Raw genomic sequence first — 23931 nt, 5'->3', positions numbered from 1 at the left:
TTCACTCGATTAATAAAGATTGCTTGACTGTCTCGGCCTCAAATGGGCCGATACGTAGCAGCGGTTCTGATTCGTGTCCACTTTCGGGGAACAGTTCGGCGTTAAACAGCTCGCTTTCTAGCAGTTCTGCCCCCAAACGCTTGGCGATTCCTGAAAACAATGCGCGTGACGCACTGTTCGAGGCCGTCACCGTCGTTTCCAGATAGCACACGCCCTGGCTAGCCTGCGCTCTCAACACGAAATGAGTCAGACGTTTAGCCAGGCCTTGTCCACGCGCGGAAGGGGCGACGCCGACCTGCCACACGAACCAAACATCGGGACGTTTAAAGCTACGGAAACCGGTGACAAAACCTTGCAACTGACCATCACGCTCGGCCACCGCGCAACAATCGGCAAAATCGCGACACAACAATAAATAAAGGTAACTGGAGTTTTGATCGAGTGTGCCGGCGTTAATGACTAACTGCCAAATGGCCGCGCCGTCGGCGATGGAGGGATGCCTAAAGGTCAAGGCATCGTCGGTTTTCACTGATGGCATGTTATGACTCCCGCAAGCATAGTCTGAACAGGGAAGATTCTGGTAAGCGCAATCAATCTGCGTGATATCTTAACGGTGTTGACAACGACTTTATCTAACACCATTTGTTGATGATAGTAACGCTAGTTTCTTGGCAATTGCAAACCGTTTGTCGCAGCAAACAATAGTCGCATGACGCGCAGATCAGTTGATTAACTGAAGCTTTGCGGCAATGAAGTTCAATTTATTGCAGATAGAACTTGCATAGACAAACTTAAAGCGTTATTAATTGACACTGTCGGCTCAACGCTTTCTCTACTATTGAGACTCTATGAGCTGGCTCTATACTGACAATTCACCTAAGAATACAGATAGGCGGGCTATTAGCTAAGCCTATAGTGATATTTTTGTTCCGCTTTGAAAGGTTGTCTCTGAAAGAGATACCGACGTTATTGTTCCTCTCTAAAACCGGGCAATGACAGAGTAAACGAAATGGATTTTTAACCTAGCATTTCTTTTCACTGTCTTACGAGGATAGATTTATGAAACTACTCACTATCATTACATTAAGCCTGTTGCTGAGCATTAGCCGCTTAGCTCTCGCGGAAGATCACACATCAGTCGCCTTAGAACATGCCCATGCCGCAGTCAAACACGGAAAATTAGGCCATGCCTCGATGTTGGTCGAGCACGCCGAAGCCGCGCTTGAACATGCTAATAAGGCGCTCCAAACCGCTACCGGCGAAGAAAAAAAACATCTGGAAGCCGCCGTTAAGGTTTTGGAATACGCCATTAAACACGGCAAAATGGACCATGCGGAGATGGCGACTCCGCCGGCTGAAGAATCGATTGAACACATGAAGAAGGCGGTTCAATCCAAAGGAGCGGCAAGAGACCATACATCAGTCGCCTTAGAACATGCCCATGCCGCGGTCAAACACGGAAAATTAGGCCATGCCTCGATGTTGGTCGAGCACGCCGAAGCCTCGCTTGAACATGCTAATAAGGCGCTCCAAACCGCTACCGGCGAAGAAAAAAAACATCTGGAAGCCGCCGTTAAGGTTTTGGAATACGCCATTAAACACGGCAAAATGGACCATGCGGAGATGGCGACTCCGCCGACTGAAGAATCGATTGAACACATGAATATGGCAACCAAAGCCAAAAAAGCGGATGCCGGAGAAATGTCGATTGAATCTGAGGAAGCCTCAAAAATGATCAAGCAATCAGTGCAATCAGAAGGTACAGAGGCGGTCAGTAAAGGAGGAACAGCGGCAGCCGGAGAGAAGGCGATTGAATCTCCAGAACTCAATAATCCAAGCTCTGGAAGCAAATGGCCAATCAGGCGTTAAGCAAACTCTAATTTATTATATACATGGCCATGGCGGGATCCGTTCGGATTCCGCCGACACTCCTCTGGTTAAACCACGACTCGTCTACCCCCGTCCCGACCGGCAGTCATTTCTTCTCAAAAAAGACAGTAAACGTCTAGAACTCCCATCCGAATATTTTAGTTCTTATTAGAATTTTTATAGTTCTAACAAGAACCATGTGTTAAGCTATTAATCGTTGGCTCGCAAACATTGAGATTTACCCGATGACCTTATTCAGTAAAATATTGCACCTATCGGCGCCGATGCCCGTCATGGCAAAAGAATATCGCCAATAACTTTAGAATATTATGTATTTATGATATAGTTGTCTAAAAAATTAGAATCGTCAGCTCAATCGCTGTCTTTCTATAGATAATTTGGTATAGATCAAAAATTATCGCTACCCTCCTCCATTTACAATGACTTAAGGGACATTCAGGACTCCATAGGATAAAGACCAGTCCGCCAGATTACTGGCTGTGAAATGACCTTAAGTTCATTTAACTCAGCATCACGTTCGGAAAACTGTTCGCGGATGCAATATAGCCCGGCCGCCAGAACAGTTGCCGGGCTCAGCATTCCTTAAGATGTAGCTTCCCGACTGGAGAAATTTGATGAAAAAATTCTTATTGCTTGCCCTGTTAATCATCGCAGTCGGCAGCGCAACATTCTTCTATGACCGTTCAAAAACTCCTGCGACGGACATTTCCAATTTAGCCTATTCTTCATTCATTAATAAAGTCAGAGACGGACAGGTTGAAAAGGTTGAAATGACCGGCCGCGCGATACAATTATGGGCGTCAAACGGAAAACAATTTGTCACCTATAGCCCGGATGACCCGAACCTGATCGAAGAACTGCTGGCAAAAGATGTGCAAATTATCACCCGGGTGCCACAAGCTCCTTCGATGCTCAAGGACATCTTGATTTCCTGGGCGCCTATTTTGCTCCTGATCGCGGTATGGCTGTATTTTATGCGTGCGATGCAAAAAAATGGCGGCGCCGGCAACTTGAGTTTTCAAAAAAGCAAAGCAAAACTGTTTGTCGAAGACCAGATTAAAATCACCTTTAACGATGTCGCAGGCTGCGAAGAAGCCAAGCATGATGTCATAGAGCTGGTCGATTTCTTGAAGGCTCCGGATAAATTCCGCAACCTCGGCGGCAAAATACCGCGCGGAGTGCTGATGGTGGGACCGCCCGGCACAGGGAAAACGCTGATCGCCCGCGCCATCGCCGGAGAAGCCAAGGTCAAATTCTTTTCCATATCCGGTTCCGATTTTGTCGAAATGTATGTCGGTGTCGGCGCCTCACGGGTCAGAGACTTATTTAGTCAGGCCAAGGCACATTCACCCTGCATCATATTCATCGACGAAATCGATGCGGTCGGTAGAAAACGCAGCAATTCCAATATGACGGGCGGCAATGATGAACGCGAACAGACGCTGAATCAGCTGTTGGTAGAAATGGATGGATTTGAAGATAACGACGGCATCATCGTCATTGCTGCGACCAACCGGGTCGATGTGCTCGACGACGCTCTGCTGAGACCGGGTCGTTTTGATCGTCAAGTTAACGTCGGTCTTCCCGATGTGCTGGGCCGCGAACAAATCTTAAACGTGCATTTGCAAAAGATACCGGCTGCCGACGATGTAAAGGTCAGTTATATCGCCCGCGGTACGCCAGGATTTTCCGGAGCGGAACTGGCCAACCTGGTCAATGAAGCGGCATTGGTCGCCGCCCGTGCCGATTTAACCGAGGTGACGATGGCCCATCTTGAAAAAGCCAAAGACAAGATTATGCTGGGCGCGGAAAAACAAACCCTGGTGATGAGCGAAGAGGACAAGCGCCTGACGGCTTATCATGAAGCCGGTCATTGCATCGTCGGCCAGTTGATGCCGGACCATGACCCCGTCTACAAGGTCAGCATCATGCCACGGGGCAGCGCCCTCGGCATGACGATGTTCTTGCCCGAAAAAGACCAATACAGCGCCAGCAAACGCAAACTGGAAGGTCAGATTGCCGGATTGTTTGGCGGTCGTCTGGCGGAGCTGTTGATCTTCGGCGATGACCTGGTCACTACCGGCGCCTCCAATGATATCGAGCGGGCGACGGGCTTAGCGAGAAAAATGGTGACTCGTTGGGGGCTATCGGACAAACTCGGCCCTCTCAGCTACGCCGAAAATAACGGGCTATCCTCGTTCCAGCAGTCGGATTCAGCGGGCGGCAGCGTTTCCAGTAATGTCGCGCAGATCATTGATGAAGAGATTCGTTCCGTCATCGATCGCAACTATCGACGCGCCGAGAAACTTTTGCAGGAAAATATGGATGTCTTGCATCGCATGGCCGAGGCCTTGATGAAATGGGAAACCATCGACCGCGCACAAATCGATGACTTGATGGCGGGTCGGGAAGTCCGTCCGCCGCAGGAATTCATCAAAGAACAGGATGGAGGCGACACGTTGCAAGCCGCCTAGAAAGCGTATCGCTGATACTCACAGCGATTATGACCACCTGGATACCCATAGCGGTTATCCAGGGCAAAGGATGGCAAATTTTAATCACTCATGATCCAAACAATATCCCCGGGTGCCGTGCAACGGTATCCGGGCATTCCGTCTCTTTCACTCTTCCCCTCAGAGATTCCCTCCTCTCTTTCCCCATTTCATCGCTACGCAAAACCGCTAGTTGCTTTCACTTTGATTTGCACGGATACTGTGCATACTTGCCATAACAACTGTTTTGCGACTTCGACGACAAATGATGCAATGTTTAACGTCGCCAGCAAACATACTGACATGTTATACGTAGCCCTACCCAACAAATCTGATCTTATTTTCGATAGGAGGTAAAACCCATGGGATACTGTTTAAATGTTCCCTTCGTTACCCAATTAGGTATCGGATCCCATGTAAAAGGCGTGAATCCGATTGATGACCCGACAGGATGTTGGTATGCCAGCGCCTGTATGGTGGGCTATAGTTTTGAGGCAGGCCCACGTCTGGGAGTCCCGGAGTTGTACACGCTCCCCCTCAAACAGAACGCAAAGGGCAAGGTGCTGCAATACGGGCATTACGTGATCAATACCGCCTGGATGCCAACGCTCAAGGCACGAGAACAACTGGTCGATGTCGATGAACCGACTAACCAGGAATGGACAGCTAAGGCGTTGATCGATGAATTAAAAAAATATGGGCCGATTTTTTTTGGTTGGCTTAAAACCCACAACGGCCAGACTTATGGTCATGCATCGGTCATTGTCGGCGTTAAAAATCCGGGGGCCAAGAATCCTCAAGTCATTATCCACGACCCTGAAAACAGGCCTTTTTTTGAAATCGACCTGCAGGAACTGAATCAAAAAATCATCTGGGGCGTCGGCTTTACATTGCGCAGAGCCGGAAATGCCTACCAGCATAATATATCGACGAAATAACAGCAGATTCAATTTCAATAGCCGCGCCCCTGATATGCCGCACAATAAAATACGGCTACCTTGCAAGATAAGTTATTGCTTCATGCAACACGTATTGCTGCGTTAACGGCAGTCTGGCTTATGGAAAATACATTGTCATCTAACTTAAAGGCTACTACTCTTTTTTAAGTCGGGTTAAAAACTAAGAACGCCTGATTTTATTGACAACCTGACTCTCTATCACGCTGTTAAGCTATTTGTCACCTGGGCGGGGCGGGTTATTTAACCCGCCCCAAACGTTTAACTTACTCTAGTTACGGTTGAATCGTTCAGGACATCGTTGACCTGCATTTCGCATAGCGACATGTCTCGCACGGGGTCAGACTCGATTCAAATAAACATTGACTCATGTTTATTTACCGGAAGCGGATAGAAAAAATGTCAAATGTAAGACCCGCCCCCCTTTCGGCCCAGGTCACCGCGTCCGGACGCGCGTAAGCCTCGATGATCGGGTTGACCCGGCTGATGAAATACAAAACAGCGTCATCTTCCCAGGTGGCTACCGGGAATGGCAGGAATAAGGCTACAATAAGGGCTTTTCGCATACGCATAAGCGCATTTTTGATTAACAAAAGTGCAATTTTGTTTTAACCCAGTTTAGCGTTTGTACGCGCAAAAGTGAATATCAAAGAAGCCGAAATATTGTGCCAGACCGATGCCCTAGACACCCCGATCGTCAAACGACATGAATCCGGCGCCGGCTGGACAGCGACCCTGACCGGCACCCACCAGCCCAATCCGCTGCTGGAAACCGCGCGGGGACAGGTTTGGGTGTTCAAGCGCCTGGATGCGGCGGTTGAGGGGTATTCGAGATTGGGTTTGAGAAAATCCATGTGGTGCGTTGAATCATACAATCAAACCTTTTCCTTTGCCCTTGGGAGTCCGTCATGTCACGAAAAAAATCCTCGCGCCGCCGCGCTCGCCGACAAAATACCTTGGACCGGCATAATTCAGCCGTCAGTCGATATCTCATCATTAATGAACCGATAATAGACAAACGCGATAATTTGACACCCGAGCTGCTGGTCACCTTAGAGAGGATTCATGATGAAATCCCTAAAAAACCGAAACAAGCCATCGCAGAACTGGAGGCATTGTTGACGAGGCATCCCGATGTGCCAAAGTTATACAATTTTCTAGCTGCCGCACATGGGGTGGTTGGCCATCGAGGTAAGGTTCGCGAATTGGCAGAAGAAGCCTACCGGAGATTTCCTGATTATTTGTTCTCCAAAATCAACTATGCTCAAGTGCAATTGGATAAGGGCGAATTCAAGGCCATTCCCGATGTATTCGAGCACAAGTTCGACCTGAAATTGCTTTATCCCGATAGAGATGTGTTTCATGTGTCGGAATTCATCAGTTTTAACGCTGTCCTATGCGTCTATTACTGCTATGCCGGTGAGAAAGACCTAGCAAAAATGCTATACGACAACCTACTGGAAGTAGCGCCGGAATCACCAATGATTGCCTATGCGCGCTCGTTCCTAAAACCGAGCCTGCGTATGCGTTTAAAGCTATGGTTGGCAAAAAAAGCCGGATCAGTCAACGATAACATTCCGCCTCCACCTAAATCGCCTTATCGTTTCAAGGCTTGAATTTTTTGACGGGTCGCACGGGGTCAGACTCGGGTCGCACGGGGTCAGACTCGATTCAAATCAACATTGACGACTCATGTTTATTTACCGGAAGCAGATAGAAAAATGTCAAATGTAAGCCCCTTCGCCTCTAGCTATTCCCTCTCCTTGTGTCGGTTCCGTCGGAATCCTGAGGGACGGCGGAAAAAGTCGGCCTTTTCATGAATGAAAAGCGCGAATTCGATCAGGCAGGTTTTGAACGTGGACTGCCGAGAGCGTCGGAAAGTGTCAGCAAATTTTACAGCCATCGGTTTCGAATACCATCAGAAAGGATGAGTCGGGCTTGAATAGTGCGATATTACAAGGACTTGTCTCAACACCTCGCGCTCGCGGCACGATATTTGCCGGTAATCCGGTGATTGGCCGACGAAATCGGGAAAACCGATATTGCAATAATTTCCGCCGCTCAATCCCTCGTTGATTCCGAAAGCTCGCTGTCCGATCATATGCGGCATTCGAGGAATGGACGGGGGTATCAATTCGGGGAAGGTTTTGCTCAAAATATCGCTCGGAATCCTTTCCCTTTCCCTTTCCCTTTCCCTGGTTCGCGGGTCGCGACAATCAATCTGACTCAGGGGAAAATGCCGATGAATCGCTATCTGACTATTGCAACCGCTGTAATTTTCGCCTCCCTGCCACTCGAATCTTTCAGCCAGACTAGGTTTCCACCCCGGAAGCTCCAATGCCGTCGGGGTTGCGCGGAACGGTCCTGCCATTCCGCGCCCTCGTCTCGACCAGGCCGATATTGTCGCGGGCCGATATTCTCTAAATGAGTTGCGGCGCCGGGGTCTGGAGATGTTCACCACGCCGTTCAACAAGCATGACGGTCACGGGGACGGGCCTTCCGGAGCGGATCCCACGGTATTCGGTCAGCGCCCGACAACGAACGGGACTTGGCTGCGTATCAACGGTCTTGACAGCCAAACCTGTCAAGAGTGTCATGCATTCGCCAGCATGGCAACGATCCCGCCGACACTGGGTATCGGTGGCGTGGCGGGAATCGCCAACACGGCATTTCCGGGCGTGGCACAGATCGACATTGAAGACTTGGATGCGACCGGCATTGCCGAGGTCAACGGGCGATTGATCAATCCCCCGTTCCTGTTCGGCGCCGGCGGGATCGAGCTGGTTGGCAAGGAGATGACCCTGGAATTGCAGGGCCTCAAGGCTCTTGCGCAGGCCAATCCCGATACGCCCGTGGCCCTGGTCACCAAGGGCGTGGATTTCGGCACGATTACTTACCGCACGGCGACCGGCTTCGACCTCTCCGGCATCGAGGGTATCGACGACGATCTTGTCGTGCGCCCTTTCGGCCGCAAAGGTAGCTTTGCGACCGTTCGCGGTTTTGACGTCGACGCACTTCAGTTTCACCTGGGCATGCAGGCGGAGCAAATATTCGGGGTCACAAATATTCGGGGTCAAATATTCGGGGTCAGAGTAACATTCTTGCGCACGAAATCGTAATATTGAAACATAAATATTACTCTGACCCCGAATGTTTCAGGCAGGTTTTGAACGTGGACTGCCGAGAGCGTCGGAAAGTGTCAGCAAATTTTACAGCCATCGGTTTCGAATACCATCAGAAAGGATGAGTCGGGCTTGAATAGTGCGATATTACAAGGACTTGTCTCAACACCTCGCGCTCGCGGCACGATATTTGCCGGTAATCCGGTGATTGGCCGACGAAATCGGGAAAACCGATATTGCAATAATTTCCGCCGCTCAATCCCTCGTTGATTCCGAAAGCTCGCTGTCCGATCATATGCGGCATTCGAGGAATGGACGGGGGTATCAATTCGGGGAAGGTTTTGCTCAAAATATCGCTCGGAATCCTTTCCCTTTCCCTTTCCCTTTCCCTGGTTCGCGGGTCGCGACAATCAATCTGACTCAGGGGAAAATGCCGATGAATCGCTATCTGACTATTGCAACCGCTGTAATTTTCGCCTCCCTGCCACTCGAATCTTTCAGCCAGACTAGGGTTTCCACCCCCGGAAGCTCCAATGCCGTCGGGGTTGCGCGGAACGGTCCTGCCATTCCGCGCCCTCGTCTCGACCAGGCCGATATTGTCGCGGGCCGATATTCTCTAAATGAGTTGCGGCGCCGGGGTCTGGAGATGTTCACCACGCCGTTCAACAAGCATGACGGTCACGGGGACGGGCCTTCCGGAGCGGATCCCACGGTATTCGGTCAGCGCCCGACAACGAACGGGACTTGGCTGCGTATCAACGGTCTTGACAGCCAAACCTGTCAAGAGTGTCATGCATTCGCCAGCATGGCAACGATCCCGCCGACACTGGGTATCGGTGGCGTGGCGGGAATCGCCAACACGGCATTTCCGGGCGTGACACAGATCGACATTGAAGACTTGGATGCGACCGGCATTGCCGAGGTCAACGGGCGATTGATCAATCCCCCGTTCCTGTTCGGCGCCGGCGGGATCGAGCTGGTTGGCAAGGAGATGACCCTGGAATTGCAGGGCCTCAAGGCTCTTGCGCAGGCCAATCCCGATACGCCCGTGGCCCTGGTCACCAAGGGCGTGGATTTCGGCACGATTACTTACCGCACGGCGACCGGCTTCGACCTCTCCGGCATCGAGGGTATCGACGACGATCTTGTCGTGCGCCCTTTCGGCCGCAAAGGTAGCTTTGCGACCGTTCGCGGTTTTGACGTCGACGCACTTCAGTTTCACCTGGGCATGCAGGCGGAGCAAATATTCGGGGTCAAATATTCGGGGTCAGAGTAACAAATATTCGGGGTCAGAGTAACATTCTTGCGCACGAAATCGTAATATTGAAACATAAATATTACTCTGACCCCGAATGTTTCTTTGACCCCGAATGTTTCTTACTCTGACCCCGAATGTTTCACCGCCACTAACTTCAAAGATTGTTCGCGCTCCTCCTGGATCGACGACAGCGGAATGTTGATCTGCAGGCCGCCGAACACCGTGTAGGGATCGTCGCGGAAGTCGGTGCCGCCGAAGCCGAGCCGGCCGCTCAACGACGTGTTGCGCAATGCCCAGGTCACCGCGTCCGGACGCGCGTAAGCCTCGCTGACGTGGCGCTGGGCCAGGAGGATCGGGTTCACCCGGCTGATGAACGACAGAACGGCGTCGTCTTCCCAGGCGGCTACCCGTAGCGGCAGGAATAAGGCTACAATAAAGGCTTTTCGCATACGCATAAGCGCATTTTTGATTAACAAAAGTGCAGTTTTGTTTTAACCCAGTTTAGCGTTTGTACGCGCAAAAGTGAATATCAAAGAAGCCGAAATCTTATGCCAGGCCGGCGCCCTGAACACCCCGATCGTCAAACGACACGAATCCGGCGCCGGCTGGACGGTGACGCTGGCCGGCAAACACCAGCTCAATCCGCTGCTGGAAACCGCGCGCGGCCAGGTTCGGGTTTTTAAGCGCCTGGATGCTGCGGTGGGTGTGTTGTTTGGGATTGGGTTTGGGGAAATTCATGTGAATCGATGAATCATGTTGCTTAACCTTTCATTCTGCCCTTGGTAATCCGCCATGACACATAAAAAATCAAAAAAATCCTCGCGCCTCCCCCGCCAACGCAACAAAGCAGACCTGCGCAATTTCTATCTTGTCACCAATGAACCTGTGATCGACAAAAGTGACAACTTGAACCCCGAAATTATGCTCGCCTTAGATAGAATTTATCACGAAATCGCCAACAACAGGCCGAAACCCGCCATTGCCGAACTGGAAGCGCTGCAGGTCAAGCACCCCGATGTGCCCAAGATATACAATTTCTTGGCTACCGCGCATAGCTTACTTGGTAACCGCGATAAGGTCAGTGAATTAGCGGAAACAGCCTACCGAAAATTTCCGAATTATTTATTTGCCAAAATTAACTATGCGCAAGTGCTATTGAACCGGGGGAAATTCGATGCCGTCCCCGATTTATTCGATCATAAATTCGACCTGAAGCTGCTCTATCCTAAGCGGCGGGTATTTCATGTATCCGAACATACCGGTTTTGTCGGCGTCCTGTGCGCCTATTACTGTTACGTTGGCCGACAGGACATCGCCAAGAAACTCTATGACAACCTCCTGGAAATTGCCCCGCAGTCGCCCATGGTAGCCTACGCCCGCTCGTTTCTGAAGCCGGGTTTACGCATGCGGCTCATTCTTTGGTTACGGCGGCGAAACGCCCGATCGGTCGACGACACACCGTCTCCGCCCACCTCGACCTATCGTTTCGAGGCTTGAGCTTTTGAAAGATGCGTAGGCGAAGTATTCAATTGCACCGGTGCCGAATTGATCAGCAAAGGCCTCACGGCGGCGACAGCATTGCCGCGAACAAGCTTTACGATTACTACATCAACAAGATAGGCGAACAATGACCGATAGATCGAACGAGTGGGCGCAAGGCTGGGCCTTTTATCAAACCGGACGCGGCAACGTGCCGGACGAAGATTCTCCGGAATTAAGCGAATGGATGAAAGGCTTTTGCGCCGCAATGGCCGATTACGACCTGGAGGGCGAATATCCGAGTATTCAAGCGGCGCTAATGGATTACGGCATTGACGCCGACCTGCTCGCGGCCTGTCTGGACGCCGCCGAACGAATCACCCAGGAGCCGGAATTCAACCGCTGGCCCTCGGTGCCGGTGCGGGGCTTTGGCGATGGCAATCTCCATGACGGGCCGGTTGTTTATGTTCTGCCGGATGCGGCGAATGATGACGGTTAAATAGCCGGCCTAGCGATCAGCGTTTTCCGCCAAAAAGCCATTTTAAAAGATCGCCCAAACCAAATGTCGTCCTCGAATAGACACGATTATAAGCCGCCTTCTTGAGATTGGTCAGCCATCCGAAACCACGCGGCGCCTTAATACCGAGGGAATGACGGACCATGCGTTTCACCGATGTTCGCGCGGCGAAACGCCTTTTTAATGAGGGTCTGCGGAATCCTATTTTCATACTTAATCCTATTCAATCAAACAGATTACTGGTCGACAGCCGTTTGAAATAGTCGGGGGAAATTTAACAAATGCCCTCTTTACCATAACTCGTCGTACCGATGGTCGTACAGCGATGAGTAATTTTATTGCAGCGTAATGTTTTTCTCTCATACAACTCCGTTTTTACATGGTCTTTACAGATGCTGCCTTTGAAGGAGTCCTGAGTTTTGATCCGATAGTTATTGGCGCTTTTTGGTTTGTAACTCGGGGTTATCCGCCGTACTTCGCCGGTGACTTTCCGGTTTTCCTTTTCGAGCGAAGACAACAATGCCTTACTACTTGTCTCTAATTCGTTCATCCAGTATCGCTCCTTGATAACGTCAAAGCCCTTCCAAACAATCATGCAGACAATGACGCCGATAAAAAAATAAAGCAGCAATCTTTCGTTGTTTCTGGCCGTGGTTTCCGTTTCGCTATACGTCGGTTCGACGTACCGCCGCGGGATATACTCGCCCGAAGCTGGTTCTTGATTGTTCTGCTTTTCTTTCTCGGCTCTTCGGCTTCTTTGTACTGCTAGTTCATTATTCCATTTTTTGGCTTTGTTAGCGGTACGTTTTTCCATTGCTATTTCCTTTTATTTGGCTATAAAAGTTGTAATGTCGTGTCAAACCTTATCGGCTTCGGCACGCAGATCATTTATGGCATGTTGCAGCCAGTGACTCGGCACGATCCAATTTTTATAGTCTTGCCGCCATCTGCCGTAATAGCGTTTGGCTATCGCCTTTACGATGGCGTTGACTTCCGGATTGAACGCTACAACTTTAACCGCCAAATCTCCATACTGCAGCGTTTTAAGGGAAACCCATATCCCCTTAATCGTTACGATTTCCTCGGTAAAAGCCCGATTGTTGTCGGCAACGGCTGGTTCCGGAAAGAACAGCCACCTTTTCAATTCCACGCCGTTAAGAATGGCTTCTTTCGTCGTCTCCAAGTCGAAATTTTCCGGATCGAATTCGCTCAGGTCAATTTCCAACGCCAGGAGCTTGTGCGCTTCCAGCTTCGCCAGCTTTTCATCGCCCACAAAAGAACTATAGGCGACTTCAATTAAAACCTGAGTATCCCAAGTATAACCAATCAAGTCAGGCCGAATGTCATCCAGTTTTTTCTCTTCCTCGACCCGATTAAGCATTAACCAGGTCGGGTTGCTTTGGCTGATCTGGGGCGAACCGGTGAGTTTGCGTTCAATATCCGGTGGAACAACAAGCCCCCCGGCATCCTGGATAACTCGCTTTGCGAACATGTGCAATAGCGTTTCATGGTTGATGACACAATCGGCTTTATTGGATTCATGAGCGAAGTGATGCTCCCTTTCTGTACCTTTTTTCGCTACCATCCGTTCGTTGCATACGACACAATAGCAATTACAAATTAAACCGCGTTCGGCTTCGGAAATATGGATAAGACGATTTTTATGATCTATTGCGAACTAAGTGCTCATAGTTATTTACCTCAAAGTTAAAAGAAGGAGAACTTAGTTTTATGTATTTTTTCTCAGAGCAACAGGGTCATACCCCCGCTAACCGGGTTTGTGGGGGATTATGCGCGAAATAATTCAATGCCTTATAGATTGGCTGGACGAGAATCCAAGTGAAGCAAAGGCTCATCGCATCCTGCGCGCATTGGCAAATGAATCGCTAAACAAAGCTGACGATACGAAAGAGAAGCGGCGTTTCGACTCTCTGGATATTACTGAGGCTGCCCAGGTAACCAAGGAAAATATTACCGAAGCTAATAACTGGATAGACTGGACAAGGACTGTTCAGAGATACTGGGCAACCAGGGAAGAGCAAATTATTGATTTAGCCAGAAAGCGGAATTTAAAATCTTATCCAAAACCGCATCGCATAAGCACATCCGGCGGTCCTGATCCCACCACCTACCAGCTAAAAGCGGAACCGTTACCGGAAACCAGCGATAATGAAGAAGAACAAAACCCGGAATTTGAGCCGGAAAAGACGCTCGATAGAAGCCGTATTAGCTTCAAATATGATCTAGCGGAAAACGGGGAGGTAAAGCCTACCTGGTGCGCTAAATGGTTATTCCGTGATGGTCAGATACGTCTATCGCGTTGGCATATCTGGGTGATCATCGGTTGGTTATCCATACTGGGCGCCGGCGCTGTCGCACTGTCTTACTTCGGCTGGCTTGGGCTTATGGCGCCTAGACCGATTACAACCCGCGAACTGACGGCATTTATAAGCATTTTTGCCTTCCCTTATATCGTCTGGATTATTTTTATCAAGCCTTGGGTACGATTGTTTGATGATCGGATAGTGGTGGCTCCCGATCTATTGGTAGCGTTGGAAGAGAAATCGGCGCAATTGGAGCTATTCCGAGACGGCGACTTGAGGATGATCCGCCTGGTGAGCTATACCGCCCCCTGCCCGATCTGCGGCGCAACGGTGCATCTTGATAAAGGCGAGCCGGATTACTCCAGGCGATTGGTAGGGCGTTGCTCTGACAGCCCAAGGGAGCACATATTCAGTTTTGACCCGGTGACTCAGAAAGGGTCTGTCTTGAGAAGTCCGGCAGTTTGAAGAACACTAGTATTCCGCCGATCTGCTCGCGGCCTGTCTGGACGCCGCCGAACAAATCCTCCATGAGCCGGAATTCAACCGCTGGCCATCGGTTCCGGTGCGGGGGTTTGGCGACGGCAATCTCCAAAACGGGTCGGCTGTTTATGTTCTGCCGGATGCGGCGAACGACGATATGATGAAGTGAGTTGTTTTCGGTATTGGGAAGACTGTTGGCGGCCAATCTCAGTCTCTCGCCAAGCTGAAAAATAATTTCCTGAAGGACCGTTTTTGGTTGGTCACGGGTCGTTCGCGTTGCCAGTTTGAGCGCACCAGCTTAGCTGTGACGATGCTTATCAATATGGATATAGCAGCGGAAGTGTCCAGCCATATACCTGCTCAAACCCGATCAGGTCGAAAAGGGATGGGGATACTTTTTAAAACGTTTGTGTTGTATCCCCATCTCTTCCATTTTGCCGAACACTGATGTCGCTTTGTCCGGCATTTTGTATTAGAGCAGTAAAGACTACGTCGCGCTCGTCAGCGTGGTGTAACTCGAGATCAGATTACGATAGTCAGGAATGTGATTGGAGAACAACGCCCCCAAACCTTCGATATCGTTACGCCAGTCGCGATGCAGTTCGCAAGCAGCACCGAACCAGGTCATCAACTGGGCGCCCGCCGCAGACATCCGATCCCAGGCGGCCTGCCGGGTGAGTTCGTTGAAAGTGCCGGAAGCATCGGTTACCACGAAAACATCGAACCCTTCTTCCAGCGCCGACAGAACCGGGAAAGCCACACAAACTTCTGTCACCACACCGGCAATGATTAGTTGTTTCTTGCCCGTGGCCTTGACCGCTTTGACGAAATCTTCGTTGTCCCAGGCATTGATCTGGCCGGGGCGCGCGATATACGGTGCACCGGGGAATATTTCCTTTAACTCTGGCACCAGTGGCCCATTGGGTCCAGTCTCAAAACTGGTGGTCAGGATGGTGGGTAGATTGAAATACTTGGCCGAATTAGCCAGCGCAAGGACGTTGTTCTTGAATTTGTCGGGATCGATATCCCGAACCAGGGATAGCAATCCCGCCTGATGATCGACCAGCAGAACAGCGGCATTATTTTTGTCGAGACGGACATAAGGTGTAGTCATGGTATTTCTCCGGTTGATGTGGTGCATGGACACCAATTGATAATGCTCAACCGCCTAATGGCGATTGAGCTATTTCTTCACATTTGGCCAAACTGGCCGCTGTTGAAATCGTCTATGGCTTGAATGATTTCCTGTTGACTATTCATCACGAACGGACCGCGACCGACGATGGGCTCGGCTATCGCTTCGCCGCTCAACAGTAACACGACGGCATCGGTACCGGCTTCGATGGCGACCTTTTGTCCGGACTGGCCCAATACGATCAACTGCGCCTCGCGAGCGGTAGCGGTACGGTTTACCCGCACACTGCCGTGCAGAACTGCTAACGCCACACTCCATCCTTCGGGCAACGCGAGTTCAGTTGTGCCGCCTTGCGCCAGTCGAATGTCCCAGACGTGAATCCGCGTGAAGGTATGTGCTGGACCGGCGTGACCTTCGAATTCACCTGCAATAACTCGTAACGTTCCAGCATTATCTGCAAGGGATATGACTGGAATATCTTGGTCGACTATGGCTTGATAACTTGGCTGAATCATCTTATCCTTGGCCGGCAAATTGACCCAGAGTTGCGCCATTTCCAACACCCCGCCGGACTGGGTAAATGCTGGAGAATGGAACTCTTCATGCAGAATCCCTGAGCCTGCCGTCATCCATTGCACATCACCAGGACCGATGACGCCGCCTTGGCCGGTTGAGTCACGATGTGCAACTTCGCCCTGGTAAACGATAGTAACGGTTTCGAAACCGCGATGCGGGTGTTGGCCGACGCCTCTTGGTTTATCAGTGGGTGTGAAGTTGGCCGGCCCGGCGTAGTCCAGCAACAGGAAGGGGCTGAGCTGTTTACCGTGGGTTTCATAGCTAAACAGGGATCGCACTGGAAAGCCATCACCTACCCAGTGAGAACGTGGTGGACTGTAGATGCCTAGGATGTTTTTCATGTCGATCTCCTGATGGTGAAGAGGTGTATAGCGTTGGATAAAGGATAATATCGATACGATGGCTGCGGTAGACTGCTAAACTAGGTCTTAGAGTCCTATTTTATGAACGATGAAGCGTAGACAGTGATGCAGGATTTGAACGACCTTTACTACTATGTGCAAACGGTTGACCATGGCGGCTTTGCCCCGGCAGGCCGCGCATTGGGCATGCCCAAATCCAAACTCAGTCGTCGCATAGCCCAACTGGAAGACCGTTTGGGCGTGCGTTTGATTCAACGCTCGACACGTCATTTCATCGTCACGGAAGTCGGGCAAACCTACTACGAACATTGCAAGGCGATGTTGGTGGAGGCTGACGCGGCGCAAGCGGCCATCGATACCGTGCATGCCGAGCCTTGCGGCGTGATCCGCCTAACTTGCCCGGTGGCGCTTTTGCATGCCCATGTCGGCGCAATGCTGGCCGATTTCATGATGCGTTACCCACAGATCACAATCTATCTGGAAGCCACCAACCGTAGGGTCGATTTGCTAAGCGAAGGGGTCGATGTGGCGATTCGTGTGCGGCCACCACCGCTAGAAGACAGTGATCTGATTATGCGGGTATTGTCTGATCGAGGCCAATGTCTGGTGGCCAGTCCCACACTGGTTCAGCAGTTTGGTTTGCCGGTCGTGCCTGCCGATTTGAATGTCTGGCCAAGCTTGGGACTAGGTACACCACAGCAAAGCCATAGTTGGCAATTGCATGGAGCAAATGGTGCCGAAGCTGTTTTACATCATAATCCACGCTTTGTAACAACAGACATGATCGCATTGAGGAATGCGGCCGTGACTGGTGTTGGCGTTGTGCAACTACCGGTACTAATGGTGCGGGAGCAGTTGGCTGAAGGGGTTTTGTTAACGCTGCTTCCCGAATGGGCACCATGCCGGGAAATTATCCACGCAGTGTTCCCGTCACGGCGCGGTCTGTTGCCATCAGTTCGAGCATTGGTAGACTATATGGCTGATCGCTATCGGTCCTTCGAGGAAGATTGATCCAAAAATCCGAAGATATTTGGCATAAAACCAGATAGTGATCATATTCGATGTCAGCTATATGGCTTAATTCAGCCAAGCGGTGTTTAGTATCACCACAGACAGCTATGGGTCGAAACCCACCAGTCAAAACATCCCCTCCAACACCCCAGGAGTTGAGACCTTCCCACCCCCGCCGGAAAACCTCAGATCCACCGGCGCATCCCTGGCATGAGTTAAAAATCAATGCAAAGCCGCACCGCAGCATTTCTTGAATTTCTTGCCGCTGCCGCAGGGGCAAGGATCGTTCCGGCCAACCTTGACGCCATCTCTCTTTGCTTGTTTAGCAACCGAGCGTTCCAGCATGGCTAGCCGGTAGGGTTGCCAGAACCGATAAATGAAAGCGATACTTTCCGGAATGTATTCGGACAGTGCGGCGGTTTGCATGCGGGTTTCGACCAATTTTTCCTGCTCAGGCGAAATCTCATCGGAACCCAATAAGAATAGTGGTAAAAAAGCATCCTTACCCGCTGGGTCTTCAACCAAGGGTTGCCAATCCTGCTGACACAAATTAACCCCATCTATAAAGCCATAAGCCCACATCTCGCCATCGAGACATTCCTCACCATCGGGCGAAATAAAACTCTTAAAGATCGGTTCCAAACCATCAGGATCATGTTCCAGCACGGTAATGATGCTATTGAAGTGCCGAATGATGAGACCAATGATGTGCTGAGCCTCATCCTGTGAAGCAAATTTCGGCATATCTTCTTTGTTTGGACCCCAAATGCGTGAAAACCATTGGTCAAATGATAATGTCGTAGGACCAATGGCAATAGCCGTCAGATAGCCATCCAATGCCTCTATCTGCATGGTTTCATCTGATGTTGCGCTACTCATTAAAAATTGCTCAAGTTCATCAAGTTCCGTTTCGGTAAGCGGCGATAATAGGTTTTGCTTAGGCTTATTCACAAAGCACCAACCGCTTATCATTCGCCCCGCAATAACCGCCTTCATCTGTTACCATCTGAAGGATAATTCCACAATGAGGGCAACCGAACGGTTCATTATCCATCCAGTCTTCGATTTCAATAATGTTTTCACAATCGGGGCATTTCATAACAAATCTCTTAGTGTAGCTGGCACAGAACCTGACGTATTGTAGCCTATAAAGTTGAGTTCCACCGGCGCATCCCCGGGCCTAAGCCAGAACTGCACCACCACCTCGCCCCTGATCGCCACTAAGTTCAGGTAATCGGCCAGATCCTCGGCCTTGGCGTAATGCAGCCTCACCTTACCGCCGTTCCAGATCACCGGATGGTAGGTTTCGATCCGGCTGATCATTAATACTATAAGAAAAAACCTTTTAATTTTAACGCATTGTCTGCAGCCATTAATTTAATCGTTACATCATGTGTTTTTGGGTGACTACTAACTTTTTTCCAATTTAAATGAGCTTTTGATCCATCTTTTTGTAAATGTTTGGCGTAAAGTGGTGTCAAATATTTTGTCTTGATTGCAATTGCTTTGGATATATCAAGATTCCTCTCATACTGAACAGCAACAATAACATCACTTTCTTCCATTTTTGACTTATTAACCGTAAGTCTTGGATTCTTGCCGTCTGAAAACTTAACCCTTGACCTCACTTCAACTTTAGCACCATTTTTAGTGCGCAAATCATACCCAGTTGAGCGTTCAATCTTACATTTGAATGCTAAGCTAGTTATTACTTCCGCATGAACCCCTCTTTTAATAGCATCAGTTCGACTAATCTTCATCTAAAATCTCCTCATCAATAGCATTTTTAATGACAATATTTAGCCAAGCATTGAATGAAAGATTTTTGTTTTTAGCTATTGCTTTTGCCTTTTCTTCTATAAAGCTAGGAATCCTCAACAGGGCTAAGGTGTCTGACCCTTTCGCTCGCTGGCCGAACAGGCGTTAACGCAGTGGCTGGACAGAATTGCGTAGTAAAAAGGAGTAAAAAGGGGACAGATTTATTTTTCATGTCTTCAGTTTCTTTTTGCGGCCTTCCCTTCCCCCTGCTCTCGCCCCCCATTCCAATAATTTTTTCTATCTGGTCGGTAAAACGATTGGTGCCGATAGGCAGCTTTCGTTGAACCGCCTCATGGATGCGTACCCATTCCCCTTCCGGTATCGCGCCATAAACAAACTCAGTGTATAAAGTGAAGCTCGTTCAGTTTCAATGTTTCCCAACGCTAATCAAATTCGCTGTTTCATCCTGCAATAGCGCTGAAAACTTGACTACGGGTAAGTCGCCGGATCATCTGTTATCCGGGAGTGAGTTTTGGAAAGGAATATTCCCTTATCATTGAGGTGCCAAAAAATAAATCTGTCCCCTTTTCTCCACTTTTCTCCATTAAGGACTCACCGCACACCTCGCAGGTCGACACCGTCGACACGCTGACCGTTTCGACGGTGCGCGAATTGACCGCATTCCGTTTATCCAGTCGCTTTCCTTTGCCTTGGCTTCCCGACACGAGCGCCGAATCATCCGGGCCCGTTTGTGACGAAGGCAGGCTGGAGTTCCGATTATCCTTCCGGGTTGTCCTTTCCAGGAAAATCGCTAAAATTAGCTCGACAATCATAAACAGACTGTTCATCACCGCCAGACTTTCCGGCGTGACTTTACCGGCCTTCCGGAGCGCTTCAAAATCGGCTTTTACCCGATCGAGTTCCTGTCGCACTGAGGTTTTATCAAGGTTTGCCATTCGCTATGACTACGTCTGTTTTCATGACGCTATTATCGCATGGCCTTGTTTCGACCTTCAGTCGGAAAACGTCTTTTTTGCACCGAAAAACCTGTCAAGTCTTTTTTTGACTTTTTTTAGGGGTGAGTAGTTACACCAATTTAAAGGTTTTCCGCAGCCAAACTCTGGTAGAGAATAAACTAATAAACATACCCAGAGAATAAAAACATAAAGGCTGATGATTTGATTAACTGAAGTTTCCTAAAAACGCCTCAAGCCACCATGCGTAACAACACCGCGACCAGCGAATTTTTCATGGGATTGGTGGGTTTATGGCAAAGCCTATCAAAATCTTCACTCAGTGAGGCTTCGGCGATGAGGCGCCGGACATCGGAAAAGGCGAAACTCGTCCGCCCCTTGACCTTGTGCCGACGTTGCGGATCCGCTTTGATGCGATCGGCGTACATCCAGGTGACCGTGGTGGCCATCATACAGAAATGCAGGTGGTTTATCACGGCCTGGGCATTCCGGCTCTGGCATTTTTGACTGCCAATGTCTTGCTTGAGTTCTTTAAAGCCGGACTCGATCTTCCAGCGAGCGCCATAATATTCGATGACCTGGGTGACCGACAAGTCGAGATCGGTCGTAAACAAGGCGACCCACTGGGTTTTACGAAACACCCACACGACCTTGATGGGGCATTTTAAGGTCTTCAGCATGACGGTTTTCTCAACCGCCAGTACTTCGCGTACTTTGCCATACAGGTTAACCTGATAGGCAGCAGTTTGCTGCCGGAGCGCGTGCGCTCGGTCGGTCACGGTCCCCAGACGCTGGCCGTATTTACGGGGGCGTCCGCGTGTCTTGGCATCGGCGGACCGGGCGTCGGGGAGCGCATAGAGCACCTGGTTGCTGCGCAATCGGGATAACAGGTGAAAACGTTCGCCTACCGTTTGGCGCACCGGCTTCCATAACCCCTGATTCCCAAACCAGCTGTCGGTGACCGCCAGCATTGGTGTCGAAGCAAAGTGACCGGCGACGGCGATTAGCAATTCCGCCGCTTGCGTGAGTTTGCTTTGAAACGGCGCGACTTGGCCTTTGATTTTGGCGGTTTCCTTTTGTTCGGCGATCATGTGACGGGGTAAGTAAAAACGAAAGCCCAAAAACAAACAGGCCCAACGACCTTTGACCTGCTTCAGTAAGCCGATCGACACCACATTTTGCGCCCAGGGGTAACGGCTTTGATTCGCTTTGGCGGCATGATCGAAAATCGACGCGCAGCCGAAAATGTGTTGACCCACTTTGAGGTTGATAAAATCGTCCAAGCCAATCAATAAGCGGCCATCGGTCGTGGGGGACGGAATCAATCCCCACAGCGTCGTCCAAAGCCTTTCCCAGGGCAGTGTCGACGAAGCCATGAAGGTATAGAACCGCTTTTGCTTAATCTCGATCCCGAACAAAGTCTCCAAGGCCCGCCATAAATTAGACGACATCGATGAGGTAAACGGAACAATCACGGCGAGCAGCGTGTAGACAAACAAAGAAGCTCGCTCCCGTCCCAGATCAGTCTCGGAAAAATGGGCTTGGAGAGGGCGGAGAAGATCGCGTAAAATGAACATGAATGAGGCCCTTTTGTTTGTGTAATCAATGATTTAGAAACCAATATTATACTACAAAAGGCGACCTCATTCACCCATAAGCTATTGTTTTTAATGAGATTCGGCATAGCCTAACAATCAATATTAGAGCCGGCTAATGTTTAAGCTGAATATTAGCATTATCTGATATTCCTTGCCCTCAAAAAATTGGGAAACTTCAGTTGATTAACCTTGGATACAGAAATTGATGATGGCCCCGTAATTAAATGAGCGGCCTTTTCTCCGAATTTATTCATTGTGTTTCGGGACATTACAATTTTGTAAAGTGGCCCGGTGACTTTGTCTTCTAAAACATCAACATGCTTTTCCCAGTTCTCCTGCCAGAATTTGCTACCTCTGTTCACGCATACCCATGCAAAAGAAAATACCATGCCAAGGCATGACAGGATTACAGCAAGATCTTGTTTGTTTTGGGCGGACGATGCTTGAACTGCAAGAAAACCCGCCATTGTTGCGCCGATGAATGTCCAGAAATATGTGGCACGTTTCCAATACAACTCTATCTCAAACTTTCTAATGTCTAGGGCCTGTTTTAGTGCTTCTGCTTCTTTTCCTTCAAAGGCAGATGCGTACTCTTCCGGTGTAATTTCTTTTGTTGTCGTTTTGTCTGTCATATTTGATGGCTAACGCCCGGCTCTGCGGCAGGCCAAAGTGGAGGCCGTTTTTTGGCTGGAGCTTTGGGCCTGTCCGACAGAAGCCGCTTGTTAACAGTTCACTGCCACTCAATTTTCAGATCCTTGTGTGACTGAGCGCAATCACGCAGGTATAGGTTGATAAGGCTTTGATACGGAAGGTCCTTTTTCTCAGCAAGATTTTTGAAGTACGCAACGGTATCTTCATCCAGCCGGATCGTAACCTGCTTCTTGAGCTTCTTAGCGTATGGATTCTTAACGGAATCGGAAAAATCGTAATGATCACGCATGTCTGTACCCTTCATAAGTATTTCGTTCTCGCCTATTTGCCTTGCGGGCGGAGATAATTCGAATGATTTCACCGTCCCTAACGCAGTGGCACACCACCAGTAAGCGAGAATGAATGCTTGTGCCGAGGAGAATGAACCGGTCCTCCTCTTCAGAATGGTCTGGGTCAGCTATAAGACGTGCGAACTCATCCGTAAAGGCAGTTTTGGCCTCCTGGAACGAGACGTCATGCTTCTTGCGATTAGCGGCATCCTTGCGAGGATCCCAGTCAAAGGAATAATGGCTCATAATTACATTGTAGTTACGTTATAATTATTGTCAAGGCTCCGAGCCAGATACTGTTAACGACCAAGCTCACCCGACGAAAACCGCATCGCGGTTTTTGGTCGGGTGGAGCGCCTGGTTAGATGATTACTTGTGATCATGCCCACTTTGGCTGTTAGCTTCCCCAAAATGGTGGTCGGCATTTGCTTTTATCGTAGCGTGCAAGCCTTCCGCATAATGCGTGAAGATGACATAGGCTTTGACAAATTCACGACCGGCCGCCACGGAGTCATCGGCGTGCTTCTGAGTTTCCTTAGTGTGCTGAAAACGCTCGCGAATGCCATTGGCCATGGCTTCTGTTAAGACATCGACGAGCTTGTCAACCGACCCTGTTTCCAAAGCACTGTCGGCTAAGGCGACGGCTGGATCCACAGCTTCACCCGGTTTCAAACCGGTATATGGCGCTCCTTCACCAGCACGATGAATGCGAACCAGAGTTTCGAAGAAGTACATATCAGCTAATTCTTTGGCCTCGGCGCCCTTGGCACGAACTGCGATGGTCTTTTGGAAAGCGGTTCGAATCTCTTTTTCATCATCGGCCTGCACCCATTTAAACAGTGGTGTTACATCGCCTTTTTCAAGCGCTATCCTTGCTGTTTGTACCACTGGGCCATCAAGCGTGTCGCAATGTGCAAAGGCGTTTTCACTCAATACTGTGAATAAAATTACGATCCCAAAAAATGTCACTATGATACGATTCAAATAGTTTCTTTTAGCCATTGCTAGTCTCCTGTGTT

Annotated in this window: 28 protein-coding genes; 12 read left to right on the top strand and 16 right to left on the bottom strand. The window is 49.7% G+C overall.

The window, feature by feature from the left end; all coding sequences use genetic code 11:
* Position 1: 1 nt before the first annotated feature.
* Positions 2-538, bottom strand: coding sequence for a diaminobutyrate acetyltransferase (ectA, locus tag Q9L42_RS05585; protein ID WP_305909417.1), 537 nt, complete (start codon positions 536-538; stop codon positions 2-4).
* A 521-nt stretch (positions 539-1059) separates the two neighbouring features.
* Between ectA and smbP the strand changes: the two genes are divergently transcribed.
* From smbP to Q9L42_RS05570, 3 genes are all read left to right on the top strand, one after another.
* Positions 1060-1869, top strand: coding sequence for a small metal-binding protein SmbP (gene smbP, locus Q9L42_RS05580; RefSeq protein WP_349432228.1), 810 nt, complete (start codon positions 1060-1062; stop codon positions 1867-1869).
* A gap of 635 nt (positions 1870-2504) precedes the next feature.
* Positions 2505-4364 carry an ATP-dependent zinc metalloprotease FtsH gene (gene ftsH / locus Q9L42_RS05575; protein WP_305909419.1) on the top strand — a complete coding sequence of 620 codons (1860 nt, stop codon included), beginning with the start codon at positions 2505-2507 and terminating at the stop codon, positions 4362-4364.
* Positions 4365-4744: 380 nt separating this feature from the next.
* Entirely contained in the window at positions 4745-5320 is a 576-nt protein-coding gene (locus Q9L42_RS05570) for a papain-like cysteine protease family protein (RefSeq protein ID WP_349432226.1), read from the top strand.
* 395 nt (positions 5321-5715) lie between these two features.
* On the opposite strand, the gene Q9L42_RS05565 is transcribed toward Q9L42_RS05570, so the two are convergent.
* Positions 5716-5931 carry a hypothetical protein gene (locus Q9L42_RS05565; RefSeq protein ID WP_349432224.1) on the bottom strand — a complete coding sequence of 72 codons (216 nt, stop codon included), beginning with the start codon at positions 5929-5931 and terminating at the stop codon, positions 5716-5718.
* 46 nt (positions 5932-5977) lie between these two features.
* Here Q9L42_RS05565 and Q9L42_RS05560 point away from each other — a divergent pair, with 46 nt between their 5' ends.
* From Q9L42_RS05560 to Q9L42_RS05545, 4 genes are all read left to right on the top strand, one after another.
* Positions 5978-6349 carry a hypothetical protein gene (locus Q9L42_RS05560; protein ID WP_349432222.1) on the top strand — a complete coding sequence of 124 codons (372 nt, stop codon included), beginning with the start codon at positions 5978-5980 and terminating at the stop codon, positions 6347-6349.
* A gap of 17 nt (positions 6350-6366) precedes the next feature.
* Complete coding sequence (locus Q9L42_RS05555; protein ID WP_305909423.1) at positions 6367-6954, top strand: hypothetical protein; 588 nt, start codon at positions 6367-6369, stop codon at positions 6952-6954.
* 834 nt (positions 6955-7788) lie between these two features.
* Entirely contained in the window at positions 7789-8457 is a 669-nt protein-coding gene (locus tag Q9L42_RS05550) for a hypothetical protein (protein ID WP_349432220.1), read from the top strand.
* Positions 8458-8668: 211 nt separating this feature from the next.
* A complete protein-coding gene (locus tag Q9L42_RS05545; RefSeq protein ID WP_305909425.1) occupies positions 8669-9736 on the top strand; it encodes a hypothetical protein in 1068 nt (355 codons plus the stop codon).
* 101 nt (positions 9737-9837) lie between these two features.
* Here Q9L42_RS05545 and Q9L42_RS05540 read toward each other — a convergent pair whose 3' ends face one another.
* Positions 9838-10173, bottom strand: coding sequence for a hypothetical protein (locus Q9L42_RS05540; protein ID WP_305909426.1), 336 nt, complete (start codon positions 10171-10173; stop codon positions 9838-9840).
* A gap of 67 nt (positions 10174-10240) precedes the next feature.
* Here Q9L42_RS05540 and Q9L42_RS05535 point away from each other — a divergent pair, with 67 nt between their 5' ends.
* The 3 genes from Q9L42_RS05535 to Q9L42_RS05525 all read left to right on the top strand — a co-directional run bounded on the left by Q9L42_RS05535 (position 10241) and on the right by Q9L42_RS05525 (position 11696).
* Positions 10241-10468, top strand: coding sequence for a hypothetical protein (locus Q9L42_RS05535; protein WP_305909427.1), 228 nt, complete (start codon positions 10241-10243; stop codon positions 10466-10468).
* Positions 10469-10510: 42 nt separating this feature from the next.
* Positions 10511-11215: a hypothetical protein gene (locus tag Q9L42_RS05530; protein ID WP_349432216.1), complete on the top strand. Its 705-nt coding sequence runs from the start codon at positions 10511-10513 to the stop codon at positions 11213-11215.
* Between the two features lie 130 nt (positions 11216-11345).
* Positions 11346-11696 (top strand): hypothetical protein, encoded by a 351-nt coding sequence (locus Q9L42_RS05525; protein WP_305909430.1) that lies wholly within the window; start codon positions 11346-11348, stop codon positions 11694-11696.
* A 292-nt stretch (positions 11697-11988) separates the two neighbouring features.
* Here Q9L42_RS05525 and Q9L42_RS05520 read toward each other — a convergent pair whose 3' ends face one another.
* Complete coding sequence (locus tag Q9L42_RS05520; protein WP_305909431.1) at positions 11989-12528, bottom strand: hypothetical protein; 540 nt, start codon at positions 12526-12528, stop codon at positions 11989-11991.
* Between the two features lie 42 nt (positions 12529-12570).
* Positions 12571-13335, bottom strand: coding sequence for a competence protein CoiA family protein (locus Q9L42_RS05515; protein ID WP_349432738.1), 765 nt, complete (start codon positions 13333-13335; stop codon positions 12571-12573).
* Positions 13336-13504: 169 nt separating this feature from the next.
* Here Q9L42_RS05515 and Q9L42_RS05510 point away from each other — a divergent pair, with 169 nt between their 5' ends.
* Positions 13505-14503 (top strand): hypothetical protein, encoded by a 999-nt coding sequence (locus Q9L42_RS05510; RefSeq protein WP_349432213.1) that lies wholly within the window; start codon positions 13505-13507, stop codon positions 14501-14503.
* A 502-nt stretch (positions 14504-15005) separates the two neighbouring features.
* Here Q9L42_RS05510 and ycaC read toward each other — a convergent pair.
* The gene (gene ycaC, locus Q9L42_RS05505) at positions 15006-15632 is read right to left on the bottom strand and encodes an isochorismate family cysteine hydrolase YcaC (protein ID WP_305909435.1); all 627 of its coding nucleotides are present in this window, start codon (positions 15630-15632) and stop codon (positions 15006-15008) included.
* A 77-nt stretch (positions 15633-15709) separates the two neighbouring features.
* The gene (locus Q9L42_RS05500) at positions 15710-16570 is read right to left on the bottom strand and encodes a pirin family protein (protein ID WP_349432211.1); all 861 of its coding nucleotides are present in this window, start codon (positions 16568-16570) and stop codon (positions 15710-15712) included.
* Positions 16571-16696: 126 nt separating this feature from the next.
* Here Q9L42_RS05500 and Q9L42_RS05495 point away from each other — a divergent pair, with 126 nt between their 5' ends.
* On the top strand, positions 16697-17602 hold the full coding sequence (locus tag Q9L42_RS05495) for a LysR family transcriptional regulator (protein ID WP_305909437.1): 906 nt from the start codon (positions 16697-16699) through the stop codon (positions 17600-17602).
* 222 nt (positions 17603-17824) lie between these two features.
* Here Q9L42_RS05495 and Q9L42_RS05490 read toward each other — a convergent pair whose 3' ends face one another.
* The 9 genes from Q9L42_RS05490 to Q9L42_RS05450 form a co-directional block, all read right to left on the bottom strand.
* Positions 17825-18598: a UPF0149 family protein gene (locus Q9L42_RS05490; RefSeq protein ID WP_305909438.1), complete on the bottom strand. Its 774-nt coding sequence runs from the start codon at positions 18596-18598 to the stop codon at positions 17825-17827.
* A gap of 99 nt (positions 18599-18697) precedes the next feature.
* Positions 18698-18925, bottom strand: a complete 228-nt coding sequence (locus Q9L42_RS05485; RefSeq protein ID WP_305909439.1) for a hypothetical protein — start codon at positions 18923-18925, stop codon at positions 18698-18700.
* Between the two features lie 5 nt (positions 18926-18930).
* Positions 18931-19362 (bottom strand): hypothetical protein, encoded by a 432-nt coding sequence (locus tag Q9L42_RS05480; protein ID WP_305909440.1) that lies wholly within the window; start codon positions 19360-19362, stop codon positions 18931-18933.
* Between the two features lie 513 nt (positions 19363-19875).
* Complete coding sequence (locus tag Q9L42_RS05475) at positions 19876-20316, bottom strand: hypothetical protein (RefSeq protein ID WP_305909442.1); 441 nt, start codon at positions 20314-20316, stop codon at positions 19876-19878.
* A gap of 251 nt (positions 20317-20567) precedes the next feature.
* The gene (locus tag Q9L42_RS05470) at positions 20568-21911 is read right to left on the bottom strand and encodes an IS701 family transposase (protein ID WP_305906698.1); all 1344 of its coding nucleotides are present in this window, start codon (positions 21909-21911) and stop codon (positions 20568-20570) included.
* Between the two features lie 158 nt (positions 21912-22069).
* Positions 22070-22564: a hypothetical protein gene (locus Q9L42_RS05465; protein WP_305909443.1), complete on the bottom strand. Its 495-nt coding sequence runs from the start codon at positions 22562-22564 to the stop codon at positions 22070-22072.
* Positions 22565-22662: 98 nt separating this feature from the next.
* Positions 22663-22872 (bottom strand): BrnA antitoxin family protein, encoded by a 210-nt coding sequence (locus Q9L42_RS05460; RefSeq protein ID WP_305909444.1) that lies wholly within the window; start codon positions 22870-22872, stop codon positions 22663-22665.
* On the bottom strand, positions 22865-23158 hold the full coding sequence (locus tag Q9L42_RS05455; RefSeq protein ID WP_305909445.1) for a BrnT family toxin: 294 nt from the start codon (positions 23156-23158) through the stop codon (positions 22865-22867). The genes Q9L42_RS05460 and Q9L42_RS05455 overlap by 8 nt, the downstream gene beginning before the upstream one ends.
* A 123-nt stretch (positions 23159-23281) precedes the next feature.
* Complete coding sequence (locus Q9L42_RS05450; protein WP_305909446.1) at positions 23282-23914, bottom strand: DUF6448 family protein; 633 nt, start codon at positions 23912-23914, stop codon at positions 23282-23284.
* Positions 23915-23931 lie beyond the last annotated feature (17 nt).

Origin of the sequence: Methylomarinum sp. Ch1-1 (assembly GCF_030717995.2) — a bacterium.
Classification (GTDB): Bacteria; Pseudomonadota; Gammaproteobacteria; order Methylococcales; family Methylomonadaceae; genus Methylomarinum; species Methylomarinum roseum.
This window is presented reverse-complemented; position numbering and strand designations above follow the sequence as displayed.